Origin of the sequence: Arcobacter arenosus (assembly GCF_005771535.1) — a bacterium.
Taxonomy (GTDB): Bacteria; Campylobacterota; Campylobacteria; order Campylobacterales; family Arcobacteraceae; genus Halarcobacter; species Halarcobacter arenosus.
Genome location: NZ_VANU01000005.1, coordinates 276,309 through 302,243 on the forward strand (window position 1 = coordinate 276,309; position 25,935 = coordinate 302,243).

A 25,935-nucleotide genomic window follows, 5' to 3' on the forward strand; every position below is an offset into this window, starting at 1 on the left:
GTAAATACAATGTTAGGAACAAAAATAATTGGAAATGGAGATATTAAAATCATTTTTTTACATGAACTTATGGGTGATTGTAGAAACTATGAAGCAATATTTCCCTTTTTAGATAAAGAAAATTTTACATATATTTTTACAGATTTAAGGGGTTATGGATTATCAAAAGAGATAAAAGGGGAATATAATTTAGAAGAAGCTTCCAATGATGTTAAAAATTTAATAACAAAATTAAATCTAGATGAAGTTATCCTTGTATCACACTCAATGTCAACAATGATAGCCCAAAGAGTTGCACTAATTGAACAAAAGATTAAAAAACTGATTTTAACAACACCTATTTCAGCTTCAGGGATAAAAGTTCCAGAAATACAAAAGAAAAGTTTGATTAGAAAGATGAGTGAAAATAAAAGAGCAATTGAACAGATTGTTAGAAGTTCAAGTAGAAGATATAATCAAACATGGGCAAAATATAGAATAGATATGGGATATAGTTCATCTTTAGTTGAGGCTAGAACTTCTTATATGAATATGTACCTTAATACAAGTGATAATGAAAATGATATTAATGAAGAGATTGAAGTTAATATAATACTTGGTAAACATGACTCTGCGGTTTTTGCAAAAAAAGAAACAGAAAAAAATTTCTCTAAATACAAGAATGTAAACATAATCGAATGTCAAGAAGCAGGTCATTATCCAATGATAGAATGTCCAGTTTTTTATGCAAGTAAAATTGAAGAGTTATCTAAAAAATGAAAATAAAAGTTGCATCATTTAACCTTTTTCAGTTTTGTGCCCCACCCTACTCATGGTATATAAAAAAAGATAAATTCACCAATGAACAATGGGATAAAAAAACAAATTGGATAAAAGAACAAATAGAAAAAATGGATTGTGATATTATAGGTTTTCAAGAAGTTTTTTCAAAAAATGAGTTAGAAAAACTTTGTAAAGAGTTAGGGTTTAAATATTTTATTACAGTTGATGACGCTAAAAAAGATAAAATAAACTCTAATGTTTACACAAGTACTACTGTTGCACTAGCTTCGAAATATCCAATTTTAAAAATAGAAGAAGTTAAACCCCATATAAAAAGTTTGAAAAAACATTTTTTTAATGAAAAGTTTAATTTCTCAAGAAAACCAATAAAAGCTTTAATAGAAATTGAAAATAAAAAGGAGATTTATATCTATGTAAATCACTTTAAATCAAATAGATTAAATGAATTTGAATATATTTTTGATAAACAAACAAGCCTTGATGAAAAAAAACAAAAAGTTTTTAGTTCATTAAAAAATAAAAATCTATCTGCATTAAAACAAAGACTTTGTGAAACCTCATCTTTATATTATGATTTTTTAAATTGTGATAAACCTATAATTTGTTTGTGTGATTTAAATGATAAAGAGTTTTCCCTTTCAATTGATGCATTAACAAACAGTTCATACCACAATGAAAGAAAAAAGTTTAATTCATATTTATTATATGATGCATATAATTTAGCCTCAAAAAAACAATTAAATCCCCATCCTGAAAAAAAGATTCTAAGAAAAGCAACTAGTTATTATCTATCAAAAGGAAATGTAATTGATTATATTTTTGTATCAAAGGATTTTAATAAAAAAGATAAGAATGCTATAGGAAAAATAAACTCATATGAAGTTTTAGACAATCATCTAAAAGATAACAAAGATGGCAGTTTATTACAAAGTGACCATGCTCAAATTGTTTGTGAAATAGAATTTTTTAATTTATAAGCCCAAACTTTGTAAGCTTTTTCTCCTAAATGAAGACCATCAGTTGTTAAATCCTCTCTTAAAAGACCTTTCTCATTTGAAAAAACACTATTAAAATCAATCATCTCTATATTTTTAATTTCACAATACTCTTTTATCATGTTATTTAAACTATTGACTTTTTTATTAACTGCTGGCATTTGTGTAATCAATATAGACTGGACAATAACTTTTATATCTTTTTGGAGGATTTTTTCCAAAATATTTTTATAGTTTTCAAATATTTTTTCAAGTGGAACAGAAAGGCACAAGTCATTTATTCCTATCATCAAACAAATAAGTTTTGGTTCTAACTCTATTGCTCGATTGACTCTATTTAATACTCCAAGGGTATTATCCCCATCGATTCCAAGATTTATTATGAAATCGTTTTCTAAAAGTTTTTTCCAATCACCTCTTGCTGTAATTGAATCACCTAACATTACAAGTTCAATGTTTTTTTTCATATTAAATCTTTATTTTTTCAAAGCATAGTCTACAGCACTTAAAACATGCAGTTTTGTAGTATCATAAATAGGGATATCAACATAACCTTGTTTTATTAACATTGAGATTTCTGTGCATCCTAAAATTACACCTTCACAATCATAATCTTTTTCTAATCTTTTGATGATTTTTATATATTCATCCCTAGATTTTTTAACACATTTACCTAAACACAACTCTTTGTATATAACTTCATGAATTAAATCTTGTTCATCTTCATTTGGAACTACTACTTCAATTTTATATTTTTCTTCAATTCTATTTTTATAAAAATCTTCTGTCATAGTAAATTTTGTTCCTAAAAGGGCAACTTTTTTGATACCATCTTTTAGTAAAGCTTGTGCTGTACAATCTGCAATATGTAAAATAGGAATATTTATATTTTCTTCAATTTGAGGTGCTACTTTATGCATTGTATTTGTACAAATAATAAGAAAATCAGCCTTTGCATTTTCCACTGCTTTGGCTTCATTTGATAAAATTTCAGCTGTTTCTTCCCAAAGTGAACTGTGTTGGAATTTTTCTATCTCTTCAAAATCAACACTTGAAAGTATTATTTTAGCACTATGTAAACCACCAAGTCTATGTTTAATCTCTTCATTTAAAAGTTTATAATAAGTTGAAGTACTCTCCCAACTCATGCCACCTAGCATACCTATTTTTTTCATATTTTGTTTAACCTTTAAAACTTTATGTAAGTTGTAAAGATTATATTAAATATTAACTTATCTTTTCTAAGCCATTATTTTTTAATTTATAAATTGTTGGTGTTAACTTTTCAATAAAAGTTTTATGGTGAGATACAATTACCATTGATTTTTTTATAGAGTTTAGAATATTAATTATTCTTATTTCTGCATCTTCATCTAAGGCATTTGTAGGCTCATCAAGTAAAATAATTTTTGGTTTTGTAATTAGTATTCCTGCAAGGGCTACAATTTTTTGTTCCCCTCCACTTAAATCATAAATATTTCTATTTTCTAAGTGTAATATTCCTAACTCTTCAAGCATTTTAATTGAGTTTTCATAAGCCTCATCTTTTTTTACACCCTTTGCCCTTAAAGCAAACATAACATCCTCTATAACTGTTGGACATAAAAAATGATCACTTACATCTTGAGGTAGATATCCAATATCACCCCTATAAGCTCTAAAATCTTTTTTTGAGTTCATCTTATCATGGAATAAAAAAATCTCACCCTCTTTTGGAGGGATTAATCCTGCAAGGATTTTTAAAAGTGAACTTTTACCACTTCCATTAGAGCCAACTATTGCAACCTTTTCTTCATGGGAAACATTTAAAGTAACATCTTTAAAAACCTCTTTTGTTGAAGTTTCATAACTTATATTTTTTAAATTTATAGAACAACTCATACAAATACCTTTACATAAAGCATACAAACTAAGAATAATAAAATTACATCATAATAAGAAAGTTTAGAATTATTTATTAAATAAATCCTTCCACCAAAACCCCTTAATTCGAAAGAATCCTGTAAGGCATTTGCTTTAATTATTGATTTTACAAAAATATGCCCAAACAGATTTCCATAGGTTTCATAGGTAAACATAGATGAATTGGCCCTAAACCCCCTTGCCCTTAAAGTCATTTTTATTTTTTTAAGTTCATCATTTAAAGTTTGTATCATTTTAAGTGTAAAATAAACTGAACTTACTACTTTTTTAGGAAATCTTAATTCATTTAAAGCTCTAACAATATCATAACCACTTGATTGTGAAAAAAGTAAAAGATTAAAAAATACAATCATATTTGTTCTAATATAGATATTTATAGCCTCTTCAAAACTATCTTGAATAAGTAAAACGACAAATATCATTAGGATAAATAAGTTAAGAAAAATCAGTTTTTTTATAATACTAAAAAGAGATTTATATTCACAAAAAGTCACAAAAAATATAGGTAGAACATATAATAATTCGACTTGATTAAAACTAATAAAAATTGAGTACAAAAAAGCACATATTAATAGTATTGATGAGTTGAATCTATTCATAATATTTCTATCTTTTTATTTTTTTTAATAAAAAGAAAACTCCTGCAATAACAAATAGAGCAAAAATCATTTTTAAAATTTCATTTTGTTCTGTTTTTTCTCTAAGCATCTTAACTTCAGATTTTAATCTTGCATTTTCTTCTTTAAGTATTTCTAATTCATTAGGTTTTTCATTGGTATTACTAACAATTGGTTCTTCTTTTTTTAAATCATTTAAAATCAATGAAGAAGATGCCCCATGCCCCTCTTGTGTTTTAACTTCAACTATAATAGTTGAAGATAATTTTGAGATTAGATATTCACCCTTTGAATCTGTTTTGCCACTTTCAAGCAGCTTACCATTTTCATCTTTTACTTCTAAATCACAATTTTTACAAAAACTTCCACTTGCAAAATATGCACTAGCAAAAACACTATTACCCTCTTGGTTTAAAAATAGATTTAATTTATGTGCAAATAAAAAATTTATAAATACAAACATCAATAAAATAGTTCTCATAATCCTGCCTCTTTTAAAATATTAGGGACACTCTTTTTTAAATAATTTATTAAAAACAATGTTACTAAACCCTCTATAACCATTGCTGGGATATTTGCTAAAATAATTGTATAAGCTGCAAGTAAATACTCTTGTTTTGCAAAAACTAATATCAGGCATAAAAATATTGTTGCAAGAAATACAGATAAAAAACCAATTACAAAATATTTTATTTTTTCATTCAAAAAATTTAATATTCCACTTTTAGTCAAAAGATATATTAAAAAAGCAGGAAGTGCCATAATAATTAGATTTGCTCCTAATGAGCTTAATCCTCCATATCCTAATAGGGTTGCTTGCAATAAAAGAGCAATTGCAATTGCAAGAAAAACTCCACTTCCAAGAAGAATTCCAATAACACCAATTAAAACCAAATGAATTTGTGTAGGTCCTAATGGAATATGTACAAATGAAGCTATAAAAAATATTGCACTCATTGCAGAGATTAAGGCAATATTTTTATTTTTTAGATTTTTTAGTGATAGAGCAACTAAACCTAAAGAGATTATAGAAGTTGCAATAACTACATCACTTGATAATATTCCATCTGAGATATGCATTTTTTAATAAACCTTTACCCACATAAGTGCACCATTTTCAATTGGATACATTTTACCTTGAAATTCCTTTTCACCCTCTTCAATTAAAGCTGCGAATCCCCACCAACCTTTATGATTCATAACAAATGAAAATACTCCATTATCATCAGTTTTAACAACTTGAGTAATATGTGCATCACTTGGTGCTTTAAGACCAAATTCATTGTAAAGTTCAACTTCTACTTCAACATTAGCTGCTGGTTTTCCATTATGTAAAACTTTACCTTGGAAAAGGTTTCCAGAATAAAGACCAAAAGGTTTTGTCAATGGAATAATCTCATATTTTAGACCAAGTGGTTCATCCCAGCCATCTTCTAAACCAAATGCACTAATTATTAATTTTGGTACATGAATAATATATTTTTCTTCAGCAGGTTCAAAATATGCTTCAGGAACTGCATGAAATTTATAAACACCTGGTTTTTTTACTTTATACTCACTGCTCCATGCTTTGTGCTCAAGCTTTTTAGTCTCTTTTAATGGTAATTTTTCATCACCTAAAAATATACCTTTAGGTTTAACCATAGTCATACCAGTTTGTTCAAAGGGATGAATAAACATTGCATCAAATTTTAAAGTTGATTGCTCTTTTGATTGAATATTATCTGTGTTAGATAAAAAAGTTAAGAAATGTGCATTAGCACAAACAGCTAAAAGTGTTGCTAAAATCAGTTTTTTCATTATTACTCCTAAATAAATTTAGGAAATTATATGATTGAAGCTTTTATATAACAATAAATATTTTGATAACTTATGTATTTTTAGAACCAATATGAATAGTTATTTACTATTTATATATAACGGTTCTAATATTTTCTCCATCTATGTTTCTCATTTCATCATATTTTTTTTGATAAAAAACCTTTTCTTCATAGGGTATTGGAAACCTAATAGATTTATATTCTACTAGTTTACCATCTTTATAAACACCACTTACACTGGCATAAACCCAATAAAAACCTTTATCTTTTCTAAGATTTTTAACATACCCTTGCCATTTTTGTTCAGATTCTAGTTTCGACCACATCTCTTTAAATATTCTTTTTGGCATATCAGGATGTCTTACTAGATTGTGTGGTTTACCAATTAATTCATCAACTTCATATCCACTAATACTTGCAAAAGTCTCATTTGCATATGTAATTTTTCCACTTAAATCAGTTCTTGAAACAATTAGTTCATCTTCAGGAACAATTGTCTCAATTAAAAATTCGCTTTCAGAATATTCTTTCATCTTAAAAACCTTTAATATTAATCAATTTTATCAAACTCTTCTGCAAAGCCTTCAAGGTTTTTTCTTTTTAAATCACCTCTATACATTATCTTATTTGGGTCAATATTTTCATCATTTAACATTTTAGGAACTAAATCTGCATTTTCTAAAACTTCAATATGTTCATCTAATTCATCTTCACTATATGCCATTTGCATATCTGCACTTGCCACATGGGGAATTGCTTCAATAACTCTTAACTTTTCAAGTTCCTCTTTAACTCCACTACCTTCAATAGTAACAATGATTCTACCCTTTTCATCATGTAAATGATAATCACAAGCTTCACACTGTTTTAAACTTTCAACCACCTCATCAAGATATTTTGGTAAAGTTTGTACTACAATACTAGATACATTCATTGTTTTCTCCTTATTTCAATTTAAAATAGTTTATACTTGAATCATCACTACTTACAAAAACTTCATCTTTATTTTTAAATAAAATTTGCGTTAAAGTAGCTTTTTGTCCCTTAAGATTATATAATTTTTCTTTTGTATTAACATCAAATATTAAGACTTCATTTTTTTCATTATAAGCAATACCACCAAGTTTTGCCTTTGGACTTAAACCACAACTATAAAGTAAAAAATCAAACCTCATTGAATAATCTGTAAAATCTTTGTAAACAACGGCTTGTCTATCTTGTCCCGCTGTTAAAATAACACCATTTTTGTAATCTATTTGATAAACTTTATCTAAGTTTTTATTTTTATTTTCACCAAAAATTTGAGCATTCTCAACTTTTATTTTTCTAACAATTCCACTCTCATCAGTTGTAACTAAAACCTTTTTATCTTCACTCAAAGAAAAATCAGAAAATGATGAAGCACTAACTTGTATAAGATAATCTAGTTTTTCTTTTTTTAAATCATATATTCCAATTTGATTACTAAGTAAAGCAAAAACTATTTTATCTTTTGAGATAAAGTTTGCTTTTTGAATAAAATACTTTTTATCTATATCAATCACTTTTTTTAAGTTCTCATTTTCATAAATAAAAATATTTCTATAACCTTTCATACCTTGGGATACTATTAATAGTTTATTATCAATTAAATCTATAGAATATATTTTTGCAGGGATTATATCTCCCATAAAATCTTTAATCTCAGGAATATTTATCTCTTTTATTTTTTCAGCTGTAAAAGTATCAAAAACTTCAACTTTTCCTTCACTAGTACCTGCATATAAATTATTGTTTTTATAAACTATAGATTGTACAGTTCCACTAGCTTTAAATATTTTAGAAGGTTCTAAATCCTCCATTGCAAATAAATTTATAAATAAAGCCCCTATAACAATAAAGATTTTATGCATTCGGATTGAAGCCTGTATCATCTTGTTGTCCGTTGATTTTATTAATCTCTTCTTCGTACTCTTTTTGTAAAACAGCCATTTTATCATTTAAATCTTGATAACTTACAGGACTTAATGTTTTTGATTTTGTCCAAACTACTTCTATATCGTTTGCATAGTCTTCACCCATAATTTCAATATTTTTTTTGTATTCTTCTAAATCATTGCAAGTTACTGTTTTTTCGCCTAAAGTATCAGTTAATTCTATAAACCAATCCCCTGGATTTTTTTCATCTACGTGTGATATAAATTTAACAGCCATCTACTAACTCCTCTTTATTTTTATTGCATTTGTTGGACATACACTTACACAAAAGCCACAACTTGTACATTTTTCTTGATTTATACTTGGTCTAAACATTCCAATAAACTCTATTGCATCGTCCAAACATGGGTCTTTGCAAGAAAAACACATTGTATTATTCCAACTTAAACATTGTAACATCTCTATTTCCAACTCTGCAATAATATACTTTTTTTCATCAAGGCTTAAAACCTCACTTGGGCATACGTTTGCACACTCATCGCAATAAGTGCATCCCCCCTTTGAAAAATCTATTATAGGTGTTTGTTTTTCATCTAAAACAATAATATTCTCTTGACAAATAGTGATACATGGTTTATCAACACATTCTATACACTCTTTGTCAAAAGAATCTAAATCTTTATAATATGGTGGTCTAATTACGGTCTCTTTTTCCTCTTTTCTTGAAGGAAAAAGAGAACCAAAAAGTTCTCTTCTTTCCATAATAATCTATTTCATTAAAGTATCTAAACCTTCAGTAAGGCTTGTACCTTCCCAAGAAGATTTTGAAGCTCCATCTTTTGAAGTATATTCAGCTTGGAAAGTATTTTCAACTAACTGACCTTCACTTTGAGGAGCATGACATTGAGAACAGTTAAATCTTGCACCCGCCAATGTTTGCATTTCAGAAATTGCAATCTCATTTTTCATATTGTCAATAGATTTCTCAAATTTTTTACCATCAAATTTATGAGTTGGTCTAAAATTTGTCATATGTGACTTTGGATATGGTAATGCATTTAATGTCTCCGCAACTCCTGGCGTATGACAACTTACACATTGGTTATTGTCAACTGTAATTGGCAACATACCTTCTGTACTATGAGGAATCATAGGTGGAGCATCTTGAAATGCTCTAACAATTTTTGTACTAGTCCCAGCTACTGCTTGTGAATATTTTGTTTCTTCAGGTGTTACTGTATTTTCACTATATAAATCAACTTTTCTAAGTCCTAGTGATTCTTCACTAACAGTCTGTTGAGCTGCAGCACATCCAGCTACAAATAAAACTGAAGCAGAAACAATACCTAAACCTATTTTAGTAATTAGTCTCATGCTAATTCTCCTTTGCTATTTTTATTTTTTATTAAATCTCGAATTGAAAAATTAAGTGCGTCATCATCACATACTTCTATGCATCTTGCGCAATTTGTACACTCCCCAGAAAGTACTTGTTCAGATTTTTTACCAACCATAGAAAGTACTTGAACCTCAGGACAAACCTCTTTACACTTCATACATAAAGTACACTTTTCCTCTTCGTAGTCAACTCTTATTAGGCTAAATCTACCTATTATTGAGTAAACACCACCAATAGGACAGATATGACCACACCATCCATTCTTTAAAACAAAAAGATCAAAAAGAAAGATAACTACAATTGCAGCCCATCCAAAGCCCATGCCAAAAATTATCCCTCTATGAACCATAGAAACAGGAGAAACAAATTCAAATGCCGTTATTCCAAAGGCAAAAGAGATTACAAGTGAAATTGCAATAACCCAGTACCGCATACTTCTACTTGCAGGTTGTTTCTTTTGAATTTGATTAAATCCAAGTTTTCTTCTTAAGTAATTTGCTAAATCAGTAATCATATTAACTGGACATACCCAAGAACAAAATGCTCGTCCTCCAATAATCCCATAAAATAAAACTGCTATTAATAATCCTAAGAAAATATTATTTGCAATTATTGCCCCGGCAACAAACATTTGTAACACTGCATATGGATCACTCATTGGAATAAAACCAAATATTAAAGAAGAACTTAAGTTCCCCATAAGTATATTCCATCCCCATGCATTTGCACCAAAATACAGTACCATTAAACTAATTTGAACGACTCTTCTTAGAATCAAAAATTTATTCTTAATCATCTAAAAGTCCTTTCATATCATTTAATGTATCAACAGCTTTTCTTTTACTTCGTTCTGTTGTTGTTGTTTCCATTGTTGCATTTTCAAGCCTTTTTTCATCAGCTTTATCCCAGCCTTTGATATAGTGATCTCCCACTTTACCTAAAGCAACTTCCCTTGGTAATACAAAGATTGCTGCTTTTTCAGTTACACAGGCATGTTCACAAAGACCACAACCTGTACATACATCACTATCAACTACTGGTTTTAAAAATGCATGTTTTCCTGTTCTACTATTTTTCTCATATTCTAATTTTATAGCTTCATCCATCAATGGACAGGCTCTATAACAAGCATCACATTGAATTCCCCAAAAAGCGATACAGTTTTTTGTATCAACTACTGCTGTTCCCATTTGAGCTTTATTGATATTAAGTCTATTTTCACTTGAAACTTTTTTAATATCTAAAGCATCCGTTGGACAAACAGGTACACATGGTATATCTGGACACATATAACATGGAATATCTCTTGGCGTAAAAAACGGTGTTCCAAGAGGTAAGTTATCTCCAGGTTTTGCTAATTGAAGAGTGTCAAAAGGACACGCTTCAACGCACATACCACATTTGATACAAGTTTTTAGAAAATCCTCTTCTTTAAGTGCTCCAGGTGGTCTTAGTGTTAGTTGAGAAGCTGTAACCTCATCAACATATGCACTCCAAACAAAACCACCAAGAACAGCAAGACCTGTTGCCCTTGCTATATTTAAAAAGAATCTTCTTCTATCACTAATTGGTTCTTTTTTCATCTTTTTCTCTTTTTGATTTACTTAAAAGTATCTACTATATTACGCTTTGTAAATCTTTACTGCACATTTTTTAAAGTCTGTTTGTTTTGATTGCGGACAAGTAGCATCTAAACAAACTTTATTAATAAATACTTTTTCATCAAACCAAGGAACAAATACTAATCCTCTTGAAGGTCTATTTCTTCCTCTAGTTTCCACTCTTGCTTTAACTTTTCCACGTCTAGATTCAACCCAGCAAAGTCCACCTTGTGAAACTCCATATTTTTTTGCATCTTCTGGATGCATATAACATAATGCTTCTGGAACTGCTCTATATAATTCTGGAACTCTCATTGTCATTGTTCCACTATGCCAGTGTTCTAAAACTCTACCTGTACTCATCCATACTGGATACTCAGCATCTGGTTTTTCTGGTGGATCCATATATGGTCTAGCAAAAATCTTCGCTTTGTTTTTTAAAGATTTTTTAGTTTTATCTTTGATACCTGTTAAATCACCTTGTGCAAGTGCTTTAGCTAAAGTACCATAGAATGCAAACTCTGTATGACCTGTTTCTTTTCCATATTTTTTTGCATATGGATCGTATTTAGTATTAAATCTCCATTGAGTCTCTTTACCATCAACAACTGGCCATTTTAAACCTCTTACTTTGTGATATGTATCAAAGTCAGCTAAATCGTGCGCATGCCCTCTTCCGAAGTTTGCATACTCTTCAAATAGATATTTTTGGATATGGAAACCATAACCTTTCCAAACTTCTCCATCACTTCCTTTAACATTTCTACTATCACCTAATGCATCTGTATCATCAAAACCTACATTGATTGGGTCTTCCATATCTTTTGGATATTTAACTCCACCTTGTTTATATAAAATTTCAAACATTGTAGTGTTTTCGTCATATCCCATTTTTTTAGCTTCTGCTATTACATTTGGAAGTTTTTTACCATTTCTTAGAGTATATTCACCCCATAAATCTTTAACTGTAAATCTTTTTGAAAGTTCTACCCATTGCCATGTATCAGACATTGCATCACCTACAGGTAATACTTGTTGTCTCCAGTGTTGAGTTCTTCTTTCAGCATTTCCATATGCTCCCCATTTTTCATAAATCATTGCTGATGGTAAAATAAGGTCAGAAACTTTTGCAGAAATTCCTGGATATCCATCTGAAGTTACGATAAAGTTATCCATTTGTCTTGCTGCTTTAATCCAGTGAGTTGCACTTGCAGTATCTTGATATGGATTACAAACATTTACCCATGCAAATTTAATAACACCATCTTCAATATCTCTATGGATTTTCATAATATGTTGATTTCCTACTGGATTTAATGTTCCTAATGGAACTTTCCATGCTTTTTCAACGATTTCTCTATGTTTACCATTTGCAACCATCATATCAGCAGGTAATCTGTGACAGAAAGTTCCTACTTCTCTTGCTGTACCACAAGCACTTGGTTGACCAGTTAATGAGAATGCTCCAGAACCTGGTTTTGCTTGTTTATTTAATAAAAAGTGAACATTATATGCTAAAGTATTTACCCAAGTACCTCTTGTGTGTTGGTTCATACCCATAGTCCAGAAAGATACTACTTTTCTAGATTTTTCAATATATAAAGAAGCTAATGTTTGAAGTTTTTGTTTAAACTCTTCTAGTGACTCATCAGGGTTACCTTTAGAGATTTTAGCAACATAATCTAATGTATAAGGCTCTAAGAATTTTTTGTATTCTTCAAAAGAGATTTCCCAGTGTTTTAATCCAGCTGGTTTATTAACCATCTCATCTCCAGCTTTATATCCATAAGGTGCTAGTGCAGGAGCTTCTGTTTCAGAAACTATTTTTTTCATCTCTTTAGAGATTGTTTCCATCTCAGCAGCTGTATATTTACCATCTTTAAGTGATTTTTCACCCTCTCTTCTCATACCATAACCCATATTAACAGGGCTTGCTGCAAAAACAATATGTTTTTTAACAAAATCCCAATCAATTGCTTCAGGGTGGTTATATACAATCTCTCTTGCAATATAGTTCCATAAAGCTAAGTCTGTGTTTGGAGTAAAGATAATCTCCATATCAGCTAAGTCTGAAGTTCTATGTCTATAAGTTGAAATATTTACAACTTTAACGTTTTTTGGATCAGATAATTTTCTATCAGTTACCCTTGACCATAAAATTGGGTGCATCTCAGCCATATTTGATCCCCAAGATACTACAGTGTCAGTTAACTCAATATCATCATAACATCCAGATGGTTCATCAATACCAAATGTTTGATAGAAACCAACAACAGCAGATGCCATACAGTGTCTTGCATTTGGATCAATAGCATTTGATCTAAATCCACCTTTCATCATCTTTTGTGCTGCATAACCTTCCATAACTGTATATTGCCCAGAAGCAAATACCCCTACTCCCTCAGGTCCGCTAGCTTTAAGTGCTTTTTTGATGTGAACTTCCATCTCATCAAATGCTCTTTGCCATGAAACAGGTGCAAATTTACCGTTTTTATCAAACTCACCTTTTTCGTTTACTCTTAATAATGGAGTTTTTAATCTATCTGCTCCATACATAATTTTTGCATTAAAATAACCTTTAATACAGTTAAGACCTCTATTAACTGGTGCTGCTGGATCTCCTTTAACTGCAACGATTCGTCCATTTTTCGTTGCCATCATAATTCCACAACCTGTACCACAAAATCTACATGCTGCTTTGTCCCATCGCCAACCAGCTTCTGCTTGATTTGAAGCTGCTTGTAAATTACTTGGGACTGACATACCAACTGCTGCTGCTGCAGAAGCTGCTGCCGAACTTTTTAGAAAATCTCTTCTTGAAAGTGCCATTTCCTCTCCTTTAATGAAATTGTTTTCAAACAAGTAATTCTAACAATTAAGTAAAGGTTTATTTCTTGACTTGTGTCAAATTTTTTAAAAAGTTTTATTGTTTACAGATACCATAAAATGGGAGATTGAAACTATTATTTTTTTTGAAAGAAAATTGACCTAAGTCAAATTTTTTTAGAAAAAAAGTGACTATAATTTATGTAAAAATAAAACCGATATAATGTTTTCTATCCAATTTCAAATATCGGTTTTTTTTCTTAAGCTTTTTTATCAATACTACAACTAGACAATAACTTATCTAATTCTGCTTTTAAATCTTGTAATTTTTTTGTTGATTTTAATAACTCTTCGGTTGATTCAATTACTATATCTTCACTTCTATCAATTTGACTCATAACTTCAGATTTATTTTCAATTTCACTAATTAAATTATCAAACTCATCGGTTAAACTTTCAAGTTTTTCTGATGCTAGTTTAGATTGTTCTAAAGCATTTTGTGAATAATTTACTGCACTTGAAACTTTTGAGATAAATTGATTAAAGTTATCTGCCATCTCAACAAACTCTTTTTCACCTTCAACTTTTATTGGTGCCATCTCATTAATATTTTTAGTTCCAATCTCTTTAGCTTTTTCAATAAACTCATTTGCATGACTTTGTATTTGTCTTAATTGTATTAAAGAATAAAGTGAGAATATAAATAAAAAGGCAAAAGCAGTGTATTGGAAATTTTTAATAAAATTAGTTTTTTCCTCTATATAATTAGTATAAAGGGTAACAATCTCATCTACTTCAAATAGTAATTCATTATTTGCTTCATTAAAGTAAAGTAATAATGAGTTGATTTTTTGTGTATCATTTTTTAAAATTGCTTCTTTAAACTCTAAAGAATTTTTATAAAAAACATTCCATAAAACTTGAACTTTTTCAATTTGAGATTTGATACTATTAACAGGTGCTTCTGCTATATTAAGAGTTTTATTTCCATCTTTTAATGTTGCTAGTCCAAAGATAAATTGAGAAATTGCCTTATCCATCTCTGTAAAATTTTTTGATTTTGTTTGATTTATTAAATATATGTTTTTAGTAATTCTTTGAGTAAGCATTCTTTGTTTACCTGCAATATTTACAATCAAGGCATCTTTAGTGTTTTTGTAATTAAGATGTATTGTAATAGAGATAACTGTAAATATTGTTATCATCAATAATGCACCTATAACTTTTATTTTATTACTTACACTTTGAGTTTTCATATTCCAACTCCCATATATATTCCTTTTAATTCATCATAATTATTTATTATTATCTTACCCTTATCTATGTCAATGGTTCCATTTCTAGATAATCTTTTTAAAACCCTTGATAAAGTTTCAGGTTGGATATGTAAAAGAAGTGATACTTCTGTTCTTTTTAAATCATTAAACATATCTAAATCATTTATTAACATAAATGCAACCTTTGATGTTGCATCAAAAACCAACTCTCTGTTTATAATACATTGGAGCTGTTGATTTTTATATATTAATTCTTCAACAAATTTCATTACAAGTTCATTTTGATATAAAAAACTCTCTTTGAATTGTTTATAATCAATTGATAAAAGTGTACTCTCTTTTATAAACTCTGCATTTGAGAAACACCTAACTTGATTTTCCTCTAAACTTGAAAGTTCAGATATCATAGTATTAGCATATACATAATATAAAAAAATCTCATTATCATATTTATCAATTTTGTAAACTTTTATTTGACCTTCTAATAGAAACAATAATTTATCCGTAGTATCAGCTTCATAATACAAAATTGAATCTTTTTCATATCTTGAAATATGACTTATCTCTTTTAATACCTTTAATTCCTCTTCACTAATATGTGAAAAGAGATTGATACTTTTTATAGCCTCATCTAATTTCATTTTTCTCCCTGTATTCCCAACATCAGATATTGTATAAAAAAAAACTTTTAATATCATTGATTTATATCAACTTCAGAATAACATTTTAAGGAATCTGTATATATACTTCTTGAATGAAAACAATAAATAGATTACAAAAGCATGAAATTTTTAATGGCTTGGAACAAAATGAATTAGAAAAAATAGCCCAAATCACCATAACAAAAAATTTTGATAAAGACCAGATAATTTTCTATGAAACAGAAGAACCTAAATATTTTTATCTACTAAATAATGGGGTAGCAAAGGTTTATAAAGTTGATTCAAAAGGAAATGAGATAGTTTTGCATAATTTTGCAGCTCCAACTATGATAGCAGAAATGGCATCCATTGAAAACTTTAAATTCCCTGCAAGTTGTGTCGCTATGGATAATTGTGAGTTTCTTCTAATAAAAAAAGAGGAATTTGTTAAACTTTTAAAAGCTAATCCTGACATCTCTTTTCATGTAATTAAATCATTAACAAGAAAAATCAGAGGAATGGAAGGTCTTTTAAATAGAAGTTTAATTTTTGATGCCACAACAAAAGTTGCTCACTATATAATTGAACGTACTGACGATTTTATTATGAAAAAAAATAAAGAAGTGGCAAATGAGTTAAATATGACTCCAGAAACTCTATCAAGAGTTCTTAAAAAACTTAAAGATTTAAATATCTTAGATAAAGATAGAAATATACTAAATAAAGATAAATTAGAAACATTCTTAGACTTTTAATTCATTGATTTATATCAATGAATTTATTTATATTTTCATATATTATTCTTAAAAAAAAGGATGATATATGAATGTAAATGAATTTATGACAAATGACCACAGAGCTTGTGACGAACAATTTGCTAATCTTGAAAATATGATTGACCAAGGAAATTTTGACAATGGTATATCTATGTTTGAAGAGTTTCATGAGCATATGATAAAACACTTCGATATGGAAGAAAAAGTTATGTTCCCAATGTTTAATGAGGCACAAAGTGAAGGTTGTAATCCAACTCAAGTTATGATAATGGAACACAATCAAATGAGAGCTTTATTAAATAAAATGAAAAGTGCTATCCAAGTAAAAGATAAAAACTCTTTTTTAGGTCTTAGTGAAAATCTAATGTTTTTAGTTCAACAACACAATATGAAAGAAGAACAAATAATGTACAACTTAGTTGATAATGCTTTAGATTCACAAGAAGTTATAAACAAAATGAACGAGATTTAAAATGTTAAAAGAGATTTTACTTGATTGTACAATGCTTGAATCACCAGAGCCACTAAATTTGGTTATTCAAAACCTTGGAAATATATCTAAAACAACTTATATAAAAATGATCCATAGAATGCAACCAATGATGTTATTTAATATCTTAGATCAAAATGGTTTTAAATATATAACAATGGAAGAAAACAATCAAGTTGAAATCTATATATTTAAAGAAGAGTTCTATGAGGAGCAAAAAAGATGTATACAGGATTAAGCCTAGACCAAGCTCCACCATTTGAAGCACCTTTAAAATTTTTCTTAACAGCTCCACTTTTTGCAACATTGGCTGGAATAATTGTATTTTTTTTAGATGACTTAAATATGTTTGCAAGGCAAACTATTGGACTAGTACATATCTTAACAATTGGATTTATGATGATGATTATATTTGGAGCATTACTTCAAATGCTTCCAGTAGTTGCAGGAGCAGTTATAAAAAAACCAAAAATAGTAGCAAATACAACTTATAGTTTTCTATTAATAGGGGTTATATCATTTTTTCTTGGTTTTTATTTTTATGAAAAAAGTGCTTTGTTTATTTCATCAATATCATTACTAACAGCATCAGTTGTTTTTTTAGGTATTTGTTTATATGAACTAATGAAAGTAAAACCAAAATCTTTTATTGTTCAAGGTATGATTTTTTCTACTTTTTTTGCACTTTTAGCTATATTTATTGGGATTTATATGGGTATTTCCCATGCAAAAGAAAATATTAGTGCATCATATTTTCTTTTTACAAGTATCCATTATAATTTTGTTTTTGTAGGATTTATCTTTTTATTAATTGCCTCTATTACATTTCAAGTTGTTCCTATGTTTTGGGTAACTAATCCATTTGAAAAAACAAAACAAAAATTTATAATCTATTTTACAGTAGTTATGTTAGTTATATTTTCTATATCTTTATTATTAGGGCTTCAAGATTTATTTTTTTATAAAATTGCTTTATTTTTTATTTGTTCATATTTTGCATATCAAACAATAAAAACTATTATAAGTAGAAAAAGAAAATTAAAAGATTTATCAGTTAACTACTATCTTACAAGTATGTTTTTTCTAATTTTAGGTTCACTATATTTTATAATTTATGATTTTTTTAATCTTAAAATTGAGATTTTAGCAGTCTTATGGGGAATTGGTTTTATTATGTCAATTATGAATGGAATGTTATATAAAATAGTTCCTTTTTTAGCATGGTTTCATCTAAGCTCAAAAGGTTTTTTTGATATACCAACAATTAGAGATATGATTCCACCTAAACAAATTGAGATACAATTCTTTTTACACCTTGGTGCAATTATATTTTTTCTATTATTTTTGATTTTTGAGTACTCAATTTTATTAAAACTTGCAGCAGTTGTTTTTGCTCTATCAAATATATATTTATTTTTTAATCTTTTCAAAGCTGCTAAAGTCTATTTAGATTTTGATACAAGTCAAAGTATACTAAACTAATTTAGTATACAATTGTTTTATCCCAATAAAGGATTTAACATGTACAAATTAGTTTTCATTTTAGCTTTTTTAATTATTGGCTCTTATGCTAATGATAACTTACAAGAAAAGAATCTTCAAAAACAAATTGAAAAAGAAAAGAAATATAAAGAGGAACAAAAATTTTATCAAGGGAAAAACTACGATTTAGATAGTTTTAAAGTTGATGAAAACTCTTTAAAAAATATTCCTGAACAAAAAAACTACAATGAAGACTTTGATATGGATCATACCTATGACTAAAAGTAGAGAATTTAATTCTCTACTTAAACTTAATCAAAAATCTTTATACTAGGGTTAATGTTTTCCCAGCCATCTTTTAATTCTTTTTGTAAAACAAAACTATTTTTAGTAGTTGCTACTTCATCATAATCATAAGGTGTAACTACCATTAATCCACCTTTAATCAAAGAAGTAAAAGTGTTTGTTTTTATTTCTGTACCACTAAATAAAGAGAATTTCATTTTAAAACCACTTATATCATGGAAAGTAGAATTTGTTCTAACAAAGTGTTTATATTTATCGTAAATCAAACAATAAATATATGTTTTAGAACCATCAAAACTAAGTTTTATTTTATTAACTTTTCCGATTTGTACATTTTTATAATAAATTGGCGCTTCTTCATTTATTTTTGTTGGCTCAATTGAAACAACTTTTAAAATCTCTCCACTTTCATTTGCATGAACATCCTCTAATGAATCAAGACCAACAAATCTATTATTTGTAGCTTTGTTAAAGCTTGGTATAACCCCAATATTTACAGGCATTATTGTTGAACCAATATTTTGAATCTCATTTAATGAAATTTTAGGTTTCTTAAGATAAAAAACTGTACCTTTTTTTGCAAATTTATCATAATCTTTAAAAATCTGGATTTTTACCAAAACCTTATTTTTATTTGTTAAAGATATATTTGTAACCTTTCCAACTTCAACACCTTTATAAACAAGTTTAGAAAACTGTGTTTTTAAACCTTCAACATCATCAAAAGTTACATTTAAAGTATTTACAGAGTTAATCATATCATCATAAGAAGCATAAATTTGATACCCTGAGAACTTTTGTTTAGAACTATTATCAAGATTGATAGAACCATTTAAAAGTGAACTTAAATTATCAAGTTCAAAAACAACACCCCCTAAAGAAGCATCAAATTTAATTGGATTTTTTTTGTAAAACCTACTATTTTTATCTATATATTTTTTATATTTATTATAGACAAACATTTTAACTTTTGATTCTTTTTCACCAAAATCAATATTTTTAATATACCCAATCTCTTGATTTTTGTAGTTTATTGTTTGTTTAGCTTTTAACTCAAAACTATTATCAAAATAAACATCAATAACAAAACCTTTAGTTTTTAGTTTTTTTAACTCATCAACCTCTTTATATGTTTCATAAAGTTTAAAAGTTTTTGTTGTTGATTTATAATCCCCTATATTTATAAGGGAGATTCCCCCATTTAAAAATGGTTTTACACCTGAAAAATTAATATTAAAATCAAAGTTTTTTAGCTCAATTAATCTTGAACTTATATCATAAAACATAGTTTTATCATTTACCAAAGATTTATATTTTGATTTAATTAAAACAGATATTTTTACTTTTTTAAAATCATCACTTAATGTATAATCTAAAACTTCCCCAATAGGAATATTTTTATAATAAATCTTACTATCTTTTGTAATTGAATTAAGCCTTTTACTATTTAAAGTTATGATTAAATCATCATCTTCTTTGTTTATTTTTTTATTTTGAATTACAAAAAAATATTTTGCTTTTCCTTTTTTATAATCTACAGATATAAAATTTCCACTTACTACTGTATTTAGATTTTTTACCCCATCAATCCCAACCTCTACACTATTTAAATAAAATTTTGAGTTTTCAGAAAGTAAATATTCGTAATCTTTATAAACAAAAGCTTTTGCAATAACACTATTATTGTTTAAGTGAACCTCTTTTATTTTTCCAACTTCAATCCCTTTATACATGATTGAAGTTCTCTCTCCTATACCATTTGCAGTATCAAACTTCAAGTTTAAAAAGGTTTTTTCTTCAAGTTCTTCTTTATTTTCATATAAAATATAAGACTCATCCTCTTGCATTTTTTTAGCATCTTTTTCTAATGTCAAAACATTTATCCCACCAATTAAAGCAGAATAAAAAGAACTGACTTCTAGTTTCACTCCACCAGGACCAAAGTTAACATTTAAAGCTTTATTCATATAAAACTTTGAACTACTATTTATAAGATGATTGTATCTATCATAAATATAAGCTTTTAAATATACTTGTTCATCTTTAAAAACCTTTGATACAATTTCACCAATTTGAAATTTATTATAAAAAATTGGCGTTTCAATCTCTACAAAATCAGCTCTATTTGATAAGATTGAAACATAATAACCATTTCCATTTGTTTCTAAACTAGGCTTGGTATCAAGCCCCTCAAATTCATATTTAGGCTTTACATTCTCATATTTTTTCAAATCATTATATTTAGGAAGAACTTCAATTTTATTACCACTTAATAAAGTCCCTAAACCAGAAACCTTTGTTAAAGAGATAGTAGGTTTTTTAATCCAAAAACTTGAGCCCTCAATTGCAATAAAATCTGCAACATCACTATTTACAAGGATATTTACTTTAACACTATTTAAATCATTGATATGTATTTTGGTTACTTTTCCTAATTGAAGCCCTTTATATTCTAAAGGAGTAACTCCTTCTTTAAGGCCTTCTGCACTTTTAAAAGTAACAGTAATATTGGTACCTTTTTTAGTATAGCTTTCATAAGCAATCCATCCTAAGATACTTAAAATTATTAGTGGTAAAACCCAAATAAAAGAAAGAGTTTTTTTCTGTTTTTCTTTAGGTTTATAAACTTTTGTTTCTATATTATCTTCAAATTTTTCACTACTCATCCCAAATAATCCTTGTATCAAATCTATTTGCTGCTATCATTGTTAATATTACCACTAAAGCAAAAGATGTTGCAGCAATTCCACCTTTTATATTAAATATCTCATTTATTTGTACAGTTGAAGCTAACAAGGCAACAACATAAATATCAATCATAGACCATTTTCCAATTAATTCTATAAAATGAAACATTTTTAACTTTGTTTTATTTTTAAAAGGGGTTTCAATCCATAAAGAGATAAAAATAAACATCAAACCTAAAAGCTTAGTTAAGGGAATTATTACACTTGCCGTTAAAATTACAATTGCAATAAAATAATCCCCATGATTTAAAAAAGCAATTACCCCTTCAAAAATTGTACTACTCTCATTTAAACCAAATCTTGTAACCTCCATCATAGGATAAAGCATCGCAGGTATAAAAAGTAACAATGCACTTATAACTAAAGCAAGGGAGATTTGTAATGAGTCTTTAACTCTTCTTCTTACTGTGTGATCACAGCTATCACATTTAAATGGTTTATAATCTTCTTTTTTAAAAACCTTATGACAATTTCTACAAGATATTAAAACCATTATTTAAACACACTTTTTACTTCAAATTTTCTGTTTGACATATAAAATAAAAATAGATAAAAAAGCATAATATAAAATCCAATATCAAATCTTGTACTAGAAACCATACCAGCTAACTTTATATATGTAACTATAATACTTATCACAAAAACCTCAACAAATCCCCATGCTTTGAAAAAATGAAATCCATTGTATAAACTTTTATTGGAAAATATTTTTAACTTTTGATTTTCTTGAACAAATGCAAAAATTATAACAAGAGAATTTAATATTGGTGCAATTATAACTGTAAAAAAACCCAACATAGAAACAAAAATAAAACCTTCATCAAAAAGGGTTTGAAAGGTATTAAAAAGGGTTGTTTTTAAAATGTTTCCATTAATAGAAAGACTCATCAAAGGGTATATATTTAGAAGTATTAATAGAAGTAAAGATGATATGGCATAATACAAGGAGTCTTTTGAGTGGGTATTAAATAGTTTTATTTTACTAGAACATCTAGGGCAAATTGCCCTTTTTGTTTTTGCTTTAATAAATAGACCACAGTTTTTACATTCTATAATTTCATTCATAATTTATATTTTTTTATAAATTATATCTTTTTTTTCTTCAATATTAATTTTTTAAACTATACTAACTTTCTATTTCTAAATGATACTAAAATTAATACTAAAATCACTATTATCGTAATAGGTACAAAAGTAGGTATTGGTATTGGGTCACCTGCTGCATATGAATGTAATCCAGATAGATAATAATTAACTCCAAAATATGTCATTACAATAGAAGCATAAGCAACTAAAGATAAGGCAGAAAATAAAAAGTTTGAAGCCAAACCTTTGATATATTGCAGGTGTAAAATCACTGCATAAATTAAAATTGAAACTAAAGTCCAAGTCTCTTTTGGATCCCATCCCCAGTATCTTCCCCAAGATTCATTTGCCCAAATTCCACCAAGAAAATTCCCAATTACAAGTAAAACAATACCTATTATCATAGACATTTCATTTATTCTTCGTGCTTCTTTAATTGACACTTTTAATGATTCTTGTTTTAAATCATCTTTGTTTTTATCTAAAAAGATATAAAACACTAAAGTTAAAAATCCCAATAAAGCACATAAAGCCAAGAATCCATAACTTGCAGTTATTACACTTACATGAATTGTTAACCAATAAGATTTTAACACTGGTGTTAAAGTTGTGATTTGTGGTTCAAGCCATGAAAGATGTGCCACAAAAAGAGTAATACCACTTAAAAGTGAAGTTGTTGCTAAAGCAAGAACTGATTGTTTTGAAAATATAATTCCTGATAAAACAATAGCCCACGCAATATATATCATAGATTCATATCCATTTGACCAAGGTGCGTGTCCTGAAACATACCATCTTAAAGCTAATCCAAAAGTATGAACAAAAAATAAAACTACAAAAAGTGATAAAAAGATTTTTGAAATTTTTTCTAATTTTACCATTGGTTTAAATATTTTATAAAATACTAAAGCCAATAAAACAAGTCCTAAAACTAAATAAGCTGGTGTTAAATTATTGAAAATATTGTATTTATTAAACATCAACTCAGCATCTATTTTAAAACTATTAGGCATAACTTCTTTGCCATATTTATTCTGATAATCTTGAATTTTTTGTAAGGCATAATCAGCTTTTTCCCAACTACCATTATTTTCATTTGCATCTTTTAAAGCAATAAAATAGTTATCCATTAAACTTGCAATAACTTCTGCTTCATTTTTTTGTAAAGCACCAACTCCATCGTTTATTACAGAGATTGCTAATGTTGGGTCTAACCATTTATTGTTTTTATCTTCTATTTTAGGAAATAGTTTTAAAAATGCACCCGTAAAAAGATTATAAATGATATTTAATCTCTCATCTACTTTTATAAGTTCTTTATCAAATTTTGTTCTTTGTGATGGCTTTTTTTGATTTATTAATTCTAAATCATCCTCAAATTTATAAGAACCAAATTGATTATAAACATTATCAAAACTAAAATACTTATCACTTTGTTTTATTCCTAATAGTTTTTTTAACTCATCATTTTTAACTTTAATAATTGGTAGTTTTTGCCATTCTCTTGGATTTATTATCATACTTATAAAAAGTTGATTTGCATTTAATCCATATAAAGACTCTTTTCTAATAACCTTATTCATAATCTCAATAGCCAAAGAGTTTATTGGTTTTATTCTTCCTTGGTAATCTTGAATTAAAACTTTTCCCAATTTATTTGCATGATTAATATCTATATTTTTTATAATCTTTAAATCAGCTGTATTTTCCTGTGCTTTTAAATCTGAACCAAATAAAAATAAAATACTTAGAACTATAGCTGTAGAGATATTTTTAAGTTCATATTTTTTATTTGCAAGTTTTCTAAATCTTCCATTTTTCATAAATAAACTTAAAAATAATCCAGTAAATAGTAAAGCATAACCAATATAAGTTGGAATCACACCTGGGTCTTTATTTACAGAAAGGATTGTTGCACTCTCATTCATAGTGTATGAACTTTGAAAAAATTTATACCCTTTGTAAGATAGAGTATTATTCATTGATATTGTTTGTTCAAAAGTTACATCATCTTTTGTATCATAAACTTTTACATCACTTGAATATGCTGAAGGTGAATTAGAGCCAGGATATCTTTCAAGTTTAAAATCCCCTAAATATATTGAAAAAGGAAGTTCTAAAACCTTTGCTCCCCAAGATAATTTTAATGTTTTTTCTCCATCTAATTTTAAAGTTTTTGTGTAACCTTCATTTGAACCACCTTTTCCAAAAAGTGCTATCTCTTCAATTTTATTAGCAATTTTTAAATCAACAATTACAGCATTTAAAACCTTCTCTTTTTTCACTAACTCTTTTTTTAAACTAACTACCTCAACTTTTCCTGAAGCTGAAAAATCAGGAGTTGCAAATCTTGTTTGAGCTACAGTATAAATCACATCATCTCTTAATGGCAATGCCTCATTTGCTTTAATAGTTCCTCTTTTTGTTCCATCCATATATTCAAATGAAAGACCAATATTAGATTTAATATATACTTTTTTATCTTTTGTAATAAAATAGATTTTTGATTTACTTTCATCTTTTATCTCTTTATTTAAAGAGAAATTTGCAAATTTTGATTCATAAATTTTTTCATTTTGTAAATCAATACTTTTTGCTCCTGCCATACTTGTAATAATCAAATTTACTAATGGTTTTCCATTTTCAACTGTGATAATTTTTTCAGCGGCATTGGGAACAAATCTTTTAAATCTTAGATTGATATCTTCATTTAAATCAAGTTCAAAATCTGTTTGAGATAATTGTGTCATTAAAACTTTTTCATCTTTTTTTAAAAGTTGTTTATTATCTTTATCAAAAAGAGTTGCTTGAATATACTCATCATTTGATAACATTTTATTTTGAATAGTTGATTCAGGAATTGTCATAATTGCTTCAAAACCTACATATCTAGTTAAGGCACTTCCAATAAGTAAAAAAGCAAAAGAGATATGAATAAAAAATATAAAAAACTTTTTGATTTTGTACATTTTAAACCATATGATATTTAATATAGAACCAATAGTTAGAATTACCATAATTAATTCAAACCATGTTTGATTATATACAAATGATCTAGCAGCTAATGTACCATAATCGTTCTCCACAAAAGTTCCAACGGCACAAGCAAATGCGAATAAAAGCATTAATACAGTCATAACTTCCATAGAAAAAAGATTTTTCAATAGTTTTTTCAATAGATTTCCTAAATAAAATTTAAAATTAATATTCTTAATAAATAACACCTAAAATATCAATAGGAGGAGAATG

General features: G+C 27.6%; 29 protein-coding genes. 7 read left to right on the top strand and 22 right to left on the bottom strand.

What is annotated here, in order from left to right:
• The first annotated feature begins 9 nt into the window (after positions 1 to 9).
• Positions 10 to 759 (top strand): alpha/beta fold hydrolase, encoded by a 750-nt coding sequence (locus FDK22_RS12480; protein WP_138153307.1) that lies wholly within the window; start codon positions 10 to 12, stop codon positions 757 to 759.
• Positions 756 to 1,760, top strand: a complete 1,005-nt coding sequence (locus FDK22_RS12485; protein WP_138153308.1) for an endonuclease/exonuclease/phosphatase family protein — start codon at positions 756 to 758, stop codon at positions 1,758 to 1,760. The genes FDK22_RS12480 and FDK22_RS12485 overlap by 4 nt, the downstream gene beginning before the upstream one ends.
• Here the strand turns inward: FDK22_RS12485 and FDK22_RS12490 are convergent.
• The 18 genes from FDK22_RS12490 to FDK22_RS12575 form a co-directional block, all read right to left on the bottom strand.
• Complete coding sequence (locus FDK22_RS12490) at positions 1,724 to 2,245, bottom strand: GDSL-type esterase/lipase family protein (RefSeq protein WP_138153309.1); 522 nt, start codon at positions 2,243 to 2,245, stop codon at positions 1,724 to 1,726. The genes FDK22_RS12485 and FDK22_RS12490 overlap by 37 nt on opposite strands.
• A gap of 9 nt (positions 2,246 to 2,254) precedes the next feature.
• A complete protein-coding gene (locus FDK22_RS12495) occupies positions 2,255 to 2,953 on the bottom strand; it encodes an aspartate/glutamate racemase family protein (RefSeq protein WP_138153310.1) in 699 nt (232 codons plus the stop codon).
• A 52-nt stretch (positions 2,954 to 3,005) separates the two neighbouring features.
• On the bottom strand, positions 3,006 to 3,659 hold the full coding sequence (locus FDK22_RS12500) for an energy-coupling factor ABC transporter ATP-binding protein (protein ID WP_138153311.1): 654 nt from the start codon (positions 3,657 to 3,659) through the stop codon (positions 3,006 to 3,008).
• Positions 3,656 to 4,300: an energy-coupling factor transporter transmembrane component T family protein gene (locus FDK22_RS12505; protein ID WP_138153312.1), complete on the bottom strand. Its 645-nt coding sequence runs from the start codon at positions 4,298 to 4,300 to the stop codon at positions 3,656 to 3,658. The genes FDK22_RS12500 and FDK22_RS12505 overlap by 4 nt, the downstream gene beginning before the upstream one ends.
• A 7-nt stretch (positions 4,301 to 4,307) precedes the next feature.
• Entirely contained in the window at positions 4,308 to 4,799 is a 492-nt protein-coding gene (locus FDK22_RS12510) for a hypothetical protein (RefSeq protein WP_138153313.1), read from the bottom strand.
• Positions 4,796 to 5,398 carry a cobalt transporter CbiM gene (cbiM, locus tag FDK22_RS12515; RefSeq protein ID WP_138153314.1) on the bottom strand — a complete coding sequence of 201 codons (603 nt, stop codon included), beginning with the start codon at positions 5,396 to 5,398 and terminating at the stop codon, positions 4,796 to 4,798. The genes FDK22_RS12510 and cbiM overlap by 4 nt, the downstream gene beginning before the upstream one ends.
• Positions 5,399 to 5,401: 3 nt before the next feature.
• Positions 5,402 to 6,118, bottom strand: coding sequence for a DUF4198 domain-containing protein (locus FDK22_RS12520; protein ID WP_138153315.1), 717 nt, complete (start codon positions 6,116 to 6,118; stop codon positions 5,402 to 5,404).
• A gap of 106 nt (positions 6,119 to 6,224) precedes the next feature.
• Positions 6,225 to 6,671: a PAS domain-containing protein gene (locus FDK22_RS12525; protein WP_138153316.1), complete on the bottom strand. Its 447-nt coding sequence runs from the start codon at positions 6,669 to 6,671 to the stop codon at positions 6,225 to 6,227.
• A 17-nt stretch (positions 6,672 to 6,688) separates the two neighbouring features.
• Entirely contained in the window at positions 6,689 to 7,072 is a 384-nt protein-coding gene (locus FDK22_RS12530) for a chaperone NapD (protein WP_138153317.1), read from the bottom strand.
• A 10-nt stretch (positions 7,073 to 7,082) separates the two neighbouring features.
• A complete protein-coding gene (locus FDK22_RS12535; RefSeq protein WP_138153318.1) occupies positions 7,083 to 8,030 on the bottom strand; it encodes a WD40 repeat domain-containing protein in 948 nt (315 codons plus the stop codon).
• Positions 8,023 to 8,331: a hypothetical protein gene (locus FDK22_RS12540; protein ID WP_138153319.1), complete on the bottom strand. Its 309-nt coding sequence runs from the start codon at positions 8,329 to 8,331 to the stop codon at positions 8,023 to 8,025. The genes FDK22_RS12535 and FDK22_RS12540 overlap by 8 nt, the downstream gene beginning before the upstream one ends.
• Positions 8,332 to 8,334: 3 nt before the next feature.
• Positions 8,335 to 8,817 (bottom strand): ferredoxin-type protein NapF, encoded by a 483-nt coding sequence (locus FDK22_RS12545; RefSeq protein WP_138153320.1) that lies wholly within the window; start codon positions 8,815 to 8,817, stop codon positions 8,335 to 8,337.
• Positions 8,818 to 8,823: 6 nt separating this feature from the next.
• Complete coding sequence (locus FDK22_RS12550; RefSeq protein ID WP_138153321.1) at positions 8,824 to 9,429, bottom strand: nitrate reductase cytochrome c-type subunit; 606 nt, start codon at positions 9,427 to 9,429, stop codon at positions 8,824 to 8,826.
• Entirely contained in the window at positions 9,426 to 10,250 is an 825-nt protein-coding gene (gene napH / locus FDK22_RS12555) for a quinol dehydrogenase ferredoxin subunit NapH (RefSeq protein ID WP_138153322.1), read from the bottom strand. The genes FDK22_RS12550 and napH overlap by 4 nt, the downstream gene beginning before the upstream one ends.
• Positions 10,243 to 11,037, bottom strand: coding sequence for a ferredoxin-type protein NapG (gene napG, locus FDK22_RS12560; protein ID WP_138153323.1), 795 nt, complete (start codon positions 11,035 to 11,037; stop codon positions 10,243 to 10,245). Before napG ends, napH begins: the two co-directional genes overlap by 8 nt.
• Before the next feature lie 39 nt (positions 11,038 to 11,076).
• Entirely contained in the window at positions 11,077 to 13,884 is a 2,808-nt protein-coding gene (gene napA, locus FDK22_RS12565; protein ID WP_138153324.1) for a nitrate reductase catalytic subunit NapA, read from the bottom strand.
• A 257-nt stretch (positions 13,885 to 14,141) separates the two neighbouring features.
• A complete protein-coding gene (locus FDK22_RS12570; protein ID WP_138153325.1) occupies positions 14,142 to 15,137 on the bottom strand; it encodes a type IV pili methyl-accepting chemotaxis transducer N-terminal domain-containing protein in 996 nt (331 codons plus the stop codon).
• Complete coding sequence (locus tag FDK22_RS12575) at positions 15,134 to 15,799, bottom strand: Crp/Fnr family transcriptional regulator (protein WP_138153326.1); 666 nt, start codon at positions 15,797 to 15,799, stop codon at positions 15,134 to 15,136. Before FDK22_RS12575 ends, FDK22_RS12570 begins: the two co-directional genes overlap by 4 nt.
• Before the next feature lie 113 nt (positions 15,800 to 15,912).
• Here FDK22_RS12575 and FDK22_RS12580 point away from each other — a divergent pair, with 113 nt between their 5' ends.
• From FDK22_RS12580 to FDK22_RS12600, 5 genes are all read left to right on the top strand, one after another.
• Entirely contained in the window at positions 15,913 to 16,554 is a 642-nt protein-coding gene (locus tag FDK22_RS12580; protein ID WP_138153327.1) for a Crp/Fnr family transcriptional regulator, read from the top strand.
• A gap of 67 nt (positions 16,555 to 16,621) precedes the next feature.
• Entirely contained in the window at positions 16,622 to 17,047 is a 426-nt protein-coding gene (locus tag FDK22_RS12585) for a hemerythrin domain-containing protein (RefSeq protein ID WP_138153328.1), read from the top strand.
• A 1-nt stretch (position 17,048) separates the two neighbouring features.
• Positions 17,049 to 17,303 (top strand): hypothetical protein, encoded by a 255-nt coding sequence (locus FDK22_RS12590; protein WP_138153329.1) that lies wholly within the window; start codon positions 17,049 to 17,051, stop codon positions 17,301 to 17,303.
• Positions 17,288 to 18,547: a hypothetical protein gene (locus FDK22_RS12595; RefSeq protein ID WP_138153330.1), complete on the top strand. Its 1,260-nt coding sequence runs from the start codon at positions 17,288 to 17,290 to the stop codon at positions 18,545 to 18,547. Before FDK22_RS12590 ends, FDK22_RS12595 begins: the two co-directional genes overlap by 16 nt.
• 39 nt (positions 18,548 to 18,586) lie before the next feature.
• Complete coding sequence (locus FDK22_RS12600) at positions 18,587 to 18,829, top strand: hypothetical protein (RefSeq protein WP_138153331.1); 243 nt, start codon at positions 18,587 to 18,589, stop codon at positions 18,827 to 18,829.
• Between the two features lie 29 nt (positions 18,830 to 18,858).
• Here the strand turns inward: FDK22_RS12600 and FDK22_RS12605 are convergent, their stop codons facing one another.
• From FDK22_RS12605 to FDK22_RS12620, 4 genes are read right to left on the bottom strand one after another with little or no spacing between them, the layout of a single operon-like run.
• Positions 18,859 to 21,519, bottom strand: coding sequence for an MlaD family protein (locus tag FDK22_RS12605; protein WP_138153332.1), 2,661 nt, complete (start codon positions 21,517 to 21,519; stop codon positions 18,859 to 18,861).
• Complete coding sequence (locus FDK22_RS12610) at positions 21,512 to 22,093, bottom strand: paraquat-inducible protein A (protein ID WP_138153333.1); 582 nt, start codon at positions 22,091 to 22,093, stop codon at positions 21,512 to 21,514. Before FDK22_RS12610 ends, FDK22_RS12605 begins: the two co-directional genes overlap by 8 nt.
• Positions 22,093 to 22,665: a paraquat-inducible protein A gene (locus FDK22_RS12615; protein ID WP_171012991.1), complete on the bottom strand. Its 573-nt coding sequence runs from the start codon at positions 22,663 to 22,665 to the stop codon at positions 22,093 to 22,095. The genes FDK22_RS12610 and FDK22_RS12615 overlap by 1 nt, the downstream gene beginning before the upstream one ends.
• Positions 22,666 to 22,721: 56 nt before the next feature.
• Positions 22,722 to 25,862 (bottom strand): cytochrome c biogenesis protein, encoded by a 3,141-nt coding sequence (locus FDK22_RS12620; protein WP_138153334.1) that lies wholly within the window; start codon positions 25,860 to 25,862, stop codon positions 22,722 to 22,724.
• Between the last annotated feature and the right edge of the window lie 73 nt (positions 25,863 to 25,935).

What these genes read in the sequence shown, in the direction of transcription:
- FDK22_RS12520 (WP_138153315.1), bottom strand. Translation starts at nt 6,118, where the DNA reads ATGAAAAAACTGATTTTAGCAACACTTTTAGCTGTTTGTGCTAATGCA.
- FDK22_RS12605 (WP_138153332.1), bottom strand. Translation starts at nt 21,519, where the DNA reads ATGAGTAGTGAAAAATTTGAAGATAATATAGAAACAAAAGTTTATAAA.
- FDK22_RS12585 (WP_138153328.1), top strand. Translation starts at nt 16,622, where the DNA reads ATGAATGTAAATGAATTTATGACAAATGACCACAGAGCTTGTGACGAA.
- FDK22_RS12600 (WP_138153331.1), top strand. Translation starts at nt 18,587, where the DNA reads ATGTACAAATTAGTTTTCATTTTAGCTTTTTTAATTATTGGCTCTTAT.
- FDK22_RS12505 (WP_138153312.1), bottom strand. Translation starts at nt 4,300, where the DNA reads ATGAATAGATTCAACTCATCAATACTATTAATATGTGCTTTTTTGTAC.
- FDK22_RS12500 (WP_138153311.1), bottom strand. Translation starts at nt 3,659, where the DNA reads ATGAGTTGTTCTATAAATTTAAAAAATATAAGTTATGAAACTTCAACA.
- FDK22_RS12485 (WP_138153308.1), top strand. Translation starts at nt 756, where the DNA reads ATGAAAATAAAAGTTGCATCATTTAACCTTTTTCAGTTTTGTGCCCCA.
- napH (WP_138153322.1), bottom strand. Translation starts at nt 10,250, where the DNA reads ATGATTAAGAATAAATTTTTGATTCTAAGAAGAGTCGTTCAAATTAGT.
- FDK22_RS12530 (WP_138153317.1), bottom strand. Translation starts at nt 7,072, where the DNA reads ATGAATGTATCTAGTATTGTAGTACAAACTTTACCAAAATATCTTGAT.
- FDK22_RS12545 (WP_138153320.1), bottom strand. Translation starts at nt 8,817, where the DNA reads ATGGAAAGAAGAGAACTTTTTGGTTCTCTTTTTCCTTCAAGAAAAGAG.
- FDK22_RS12495 (WP_138153310.1), bottom strand. Translation starts at nt 2,953, where the DNA reads ATGAAAAAAATAGGTATGCTAGGTGGCATGAGTTGGGAGAGTACTTCA.
- FDK22_RS12490 (WP_138153309.1), bottom strand. Translation starts at nt 2,245, where the DNA reads ATGAAAAAAAACATTGAACTTGTAATGTTAGGTGATTCAATTACAGCA.
- FDK22_RS12580 (WP_138153327.1), top strand. Translation starts at nt 15,913, where the DNA reads ATGAAAACAATAAATAGATTACAAAAGCATGAAATTTTTAATGGCTTG.
- FDK22_RS12550 (WP_138153321.1), bottom strand. Translation starts at nt 9,429, where the DNA reads ATGAGACTAATTACTAAAATAGGTTTAGGTATTGTTTCTGCTTCAGTT.
- napG (WP_138153323.1), bottom strand. Translation starts at nt 11,037, where the DNA reads ATGAAAAAAGAACCAATTAGTGATAGAAGAAGATTCTTTTTAAATATA.
- FDK22_RS12610 (WP_138153333.1), bottom strand. Translation starts at nt 22,093, where the DNA reads ATGGTTTTAATATCTTGTAGAAATTGTCATAAGGTTTTTAAAAAAGAA.
- napA (WP_138153324.1), bottom strand. Translation starts at nt 13,884, where the DNA reads ATGGCACTTTCAAGAAGAGATTTTCTAAAAAGTTCGGCAGCAGCTTCT.
- FDK22_RS12575 (WP_138153326.1), bottom strand. Translation starts at nt 15,799, where the DNA reads ATGAAATTAGATGAGGCTATAAAAAGTATCAATCTCTTTTCACATATT.
- FDK22_RS12535 (WP_138153318.1), bottom strand. Translation starts at nt 8,030, where the DNA reads ATGCATAAAATCTTTATTGTTATAGGGGCTTTATTTATAAATTTATTT.
- FDK22_RS12615 (WP_171012991.1), bottom strand. Translation starts at nt 22,665, where the DNA reads ATGAATGAAATTATAGAATGTAAAAACTGTGGTCTATTTATTAAAGCA.
- FDK22_RS12570 (WP_138153325.1), bottom strand. Translation starts at nt 15,137, where the DNA reads ATGAAAACTCAAAGTGTAAGTAATAAAATAAAAGTTATAGGTGCATTA.
- FDK22_RS12525 (WP_138153316.1), bottom strand. Translation starts at nt 6,671, where the DNA reads ATGAAAGAATATTCTGAAAGCGAATTTTTAATTGAGACAATTGTTCCT.
- FDK22_RS12480 (WP_138153307.1), top strand. Translation starts at nt 10, where the DNA reads ATGTTAGGAACAAAAATAATTGGAAATGGAGATATTAAAATCATTTTT.
- FDK22_RS12595 (WP_138153330.1), top strand. Translation starts at nt 17,288, where the DNA reads ATGTATACAGGATTAAGCCTAGACCAAGCTCCACCATTTGAAGCACCT.
- cbiM (WP_138153314.1), bottom strand. Translation starts at nt 5,398, where the DNA reads ATGCATATCTCAGATGGAATATTATCAAGTGATGTAGTTATTGCAACT.
- FDK22_RS12510 (WP_138153313.1), bottom strand. Translation starts at nt 4,799, where the DNA reads ATGAGAACTATTTTATTGATGTTTGTATTTATAAATTTTTTATTTGCA.
- FDK22_RS12540 (WP_138153319.1), bottom strand. Translation starts at nt 8,331, where the DNA reads ATGGCTGTTAAATTTATATCACACGTAGATGAAAAAAATCCAGGGGAT.
- FDK22_RS12590 (WP_138153329.1), top strand. Translation starts at nt 17,049, where the DNA reads ATGTTAAAAGAGATTTTACTTGATTGTACAATGCTTGAATCACCAGAG.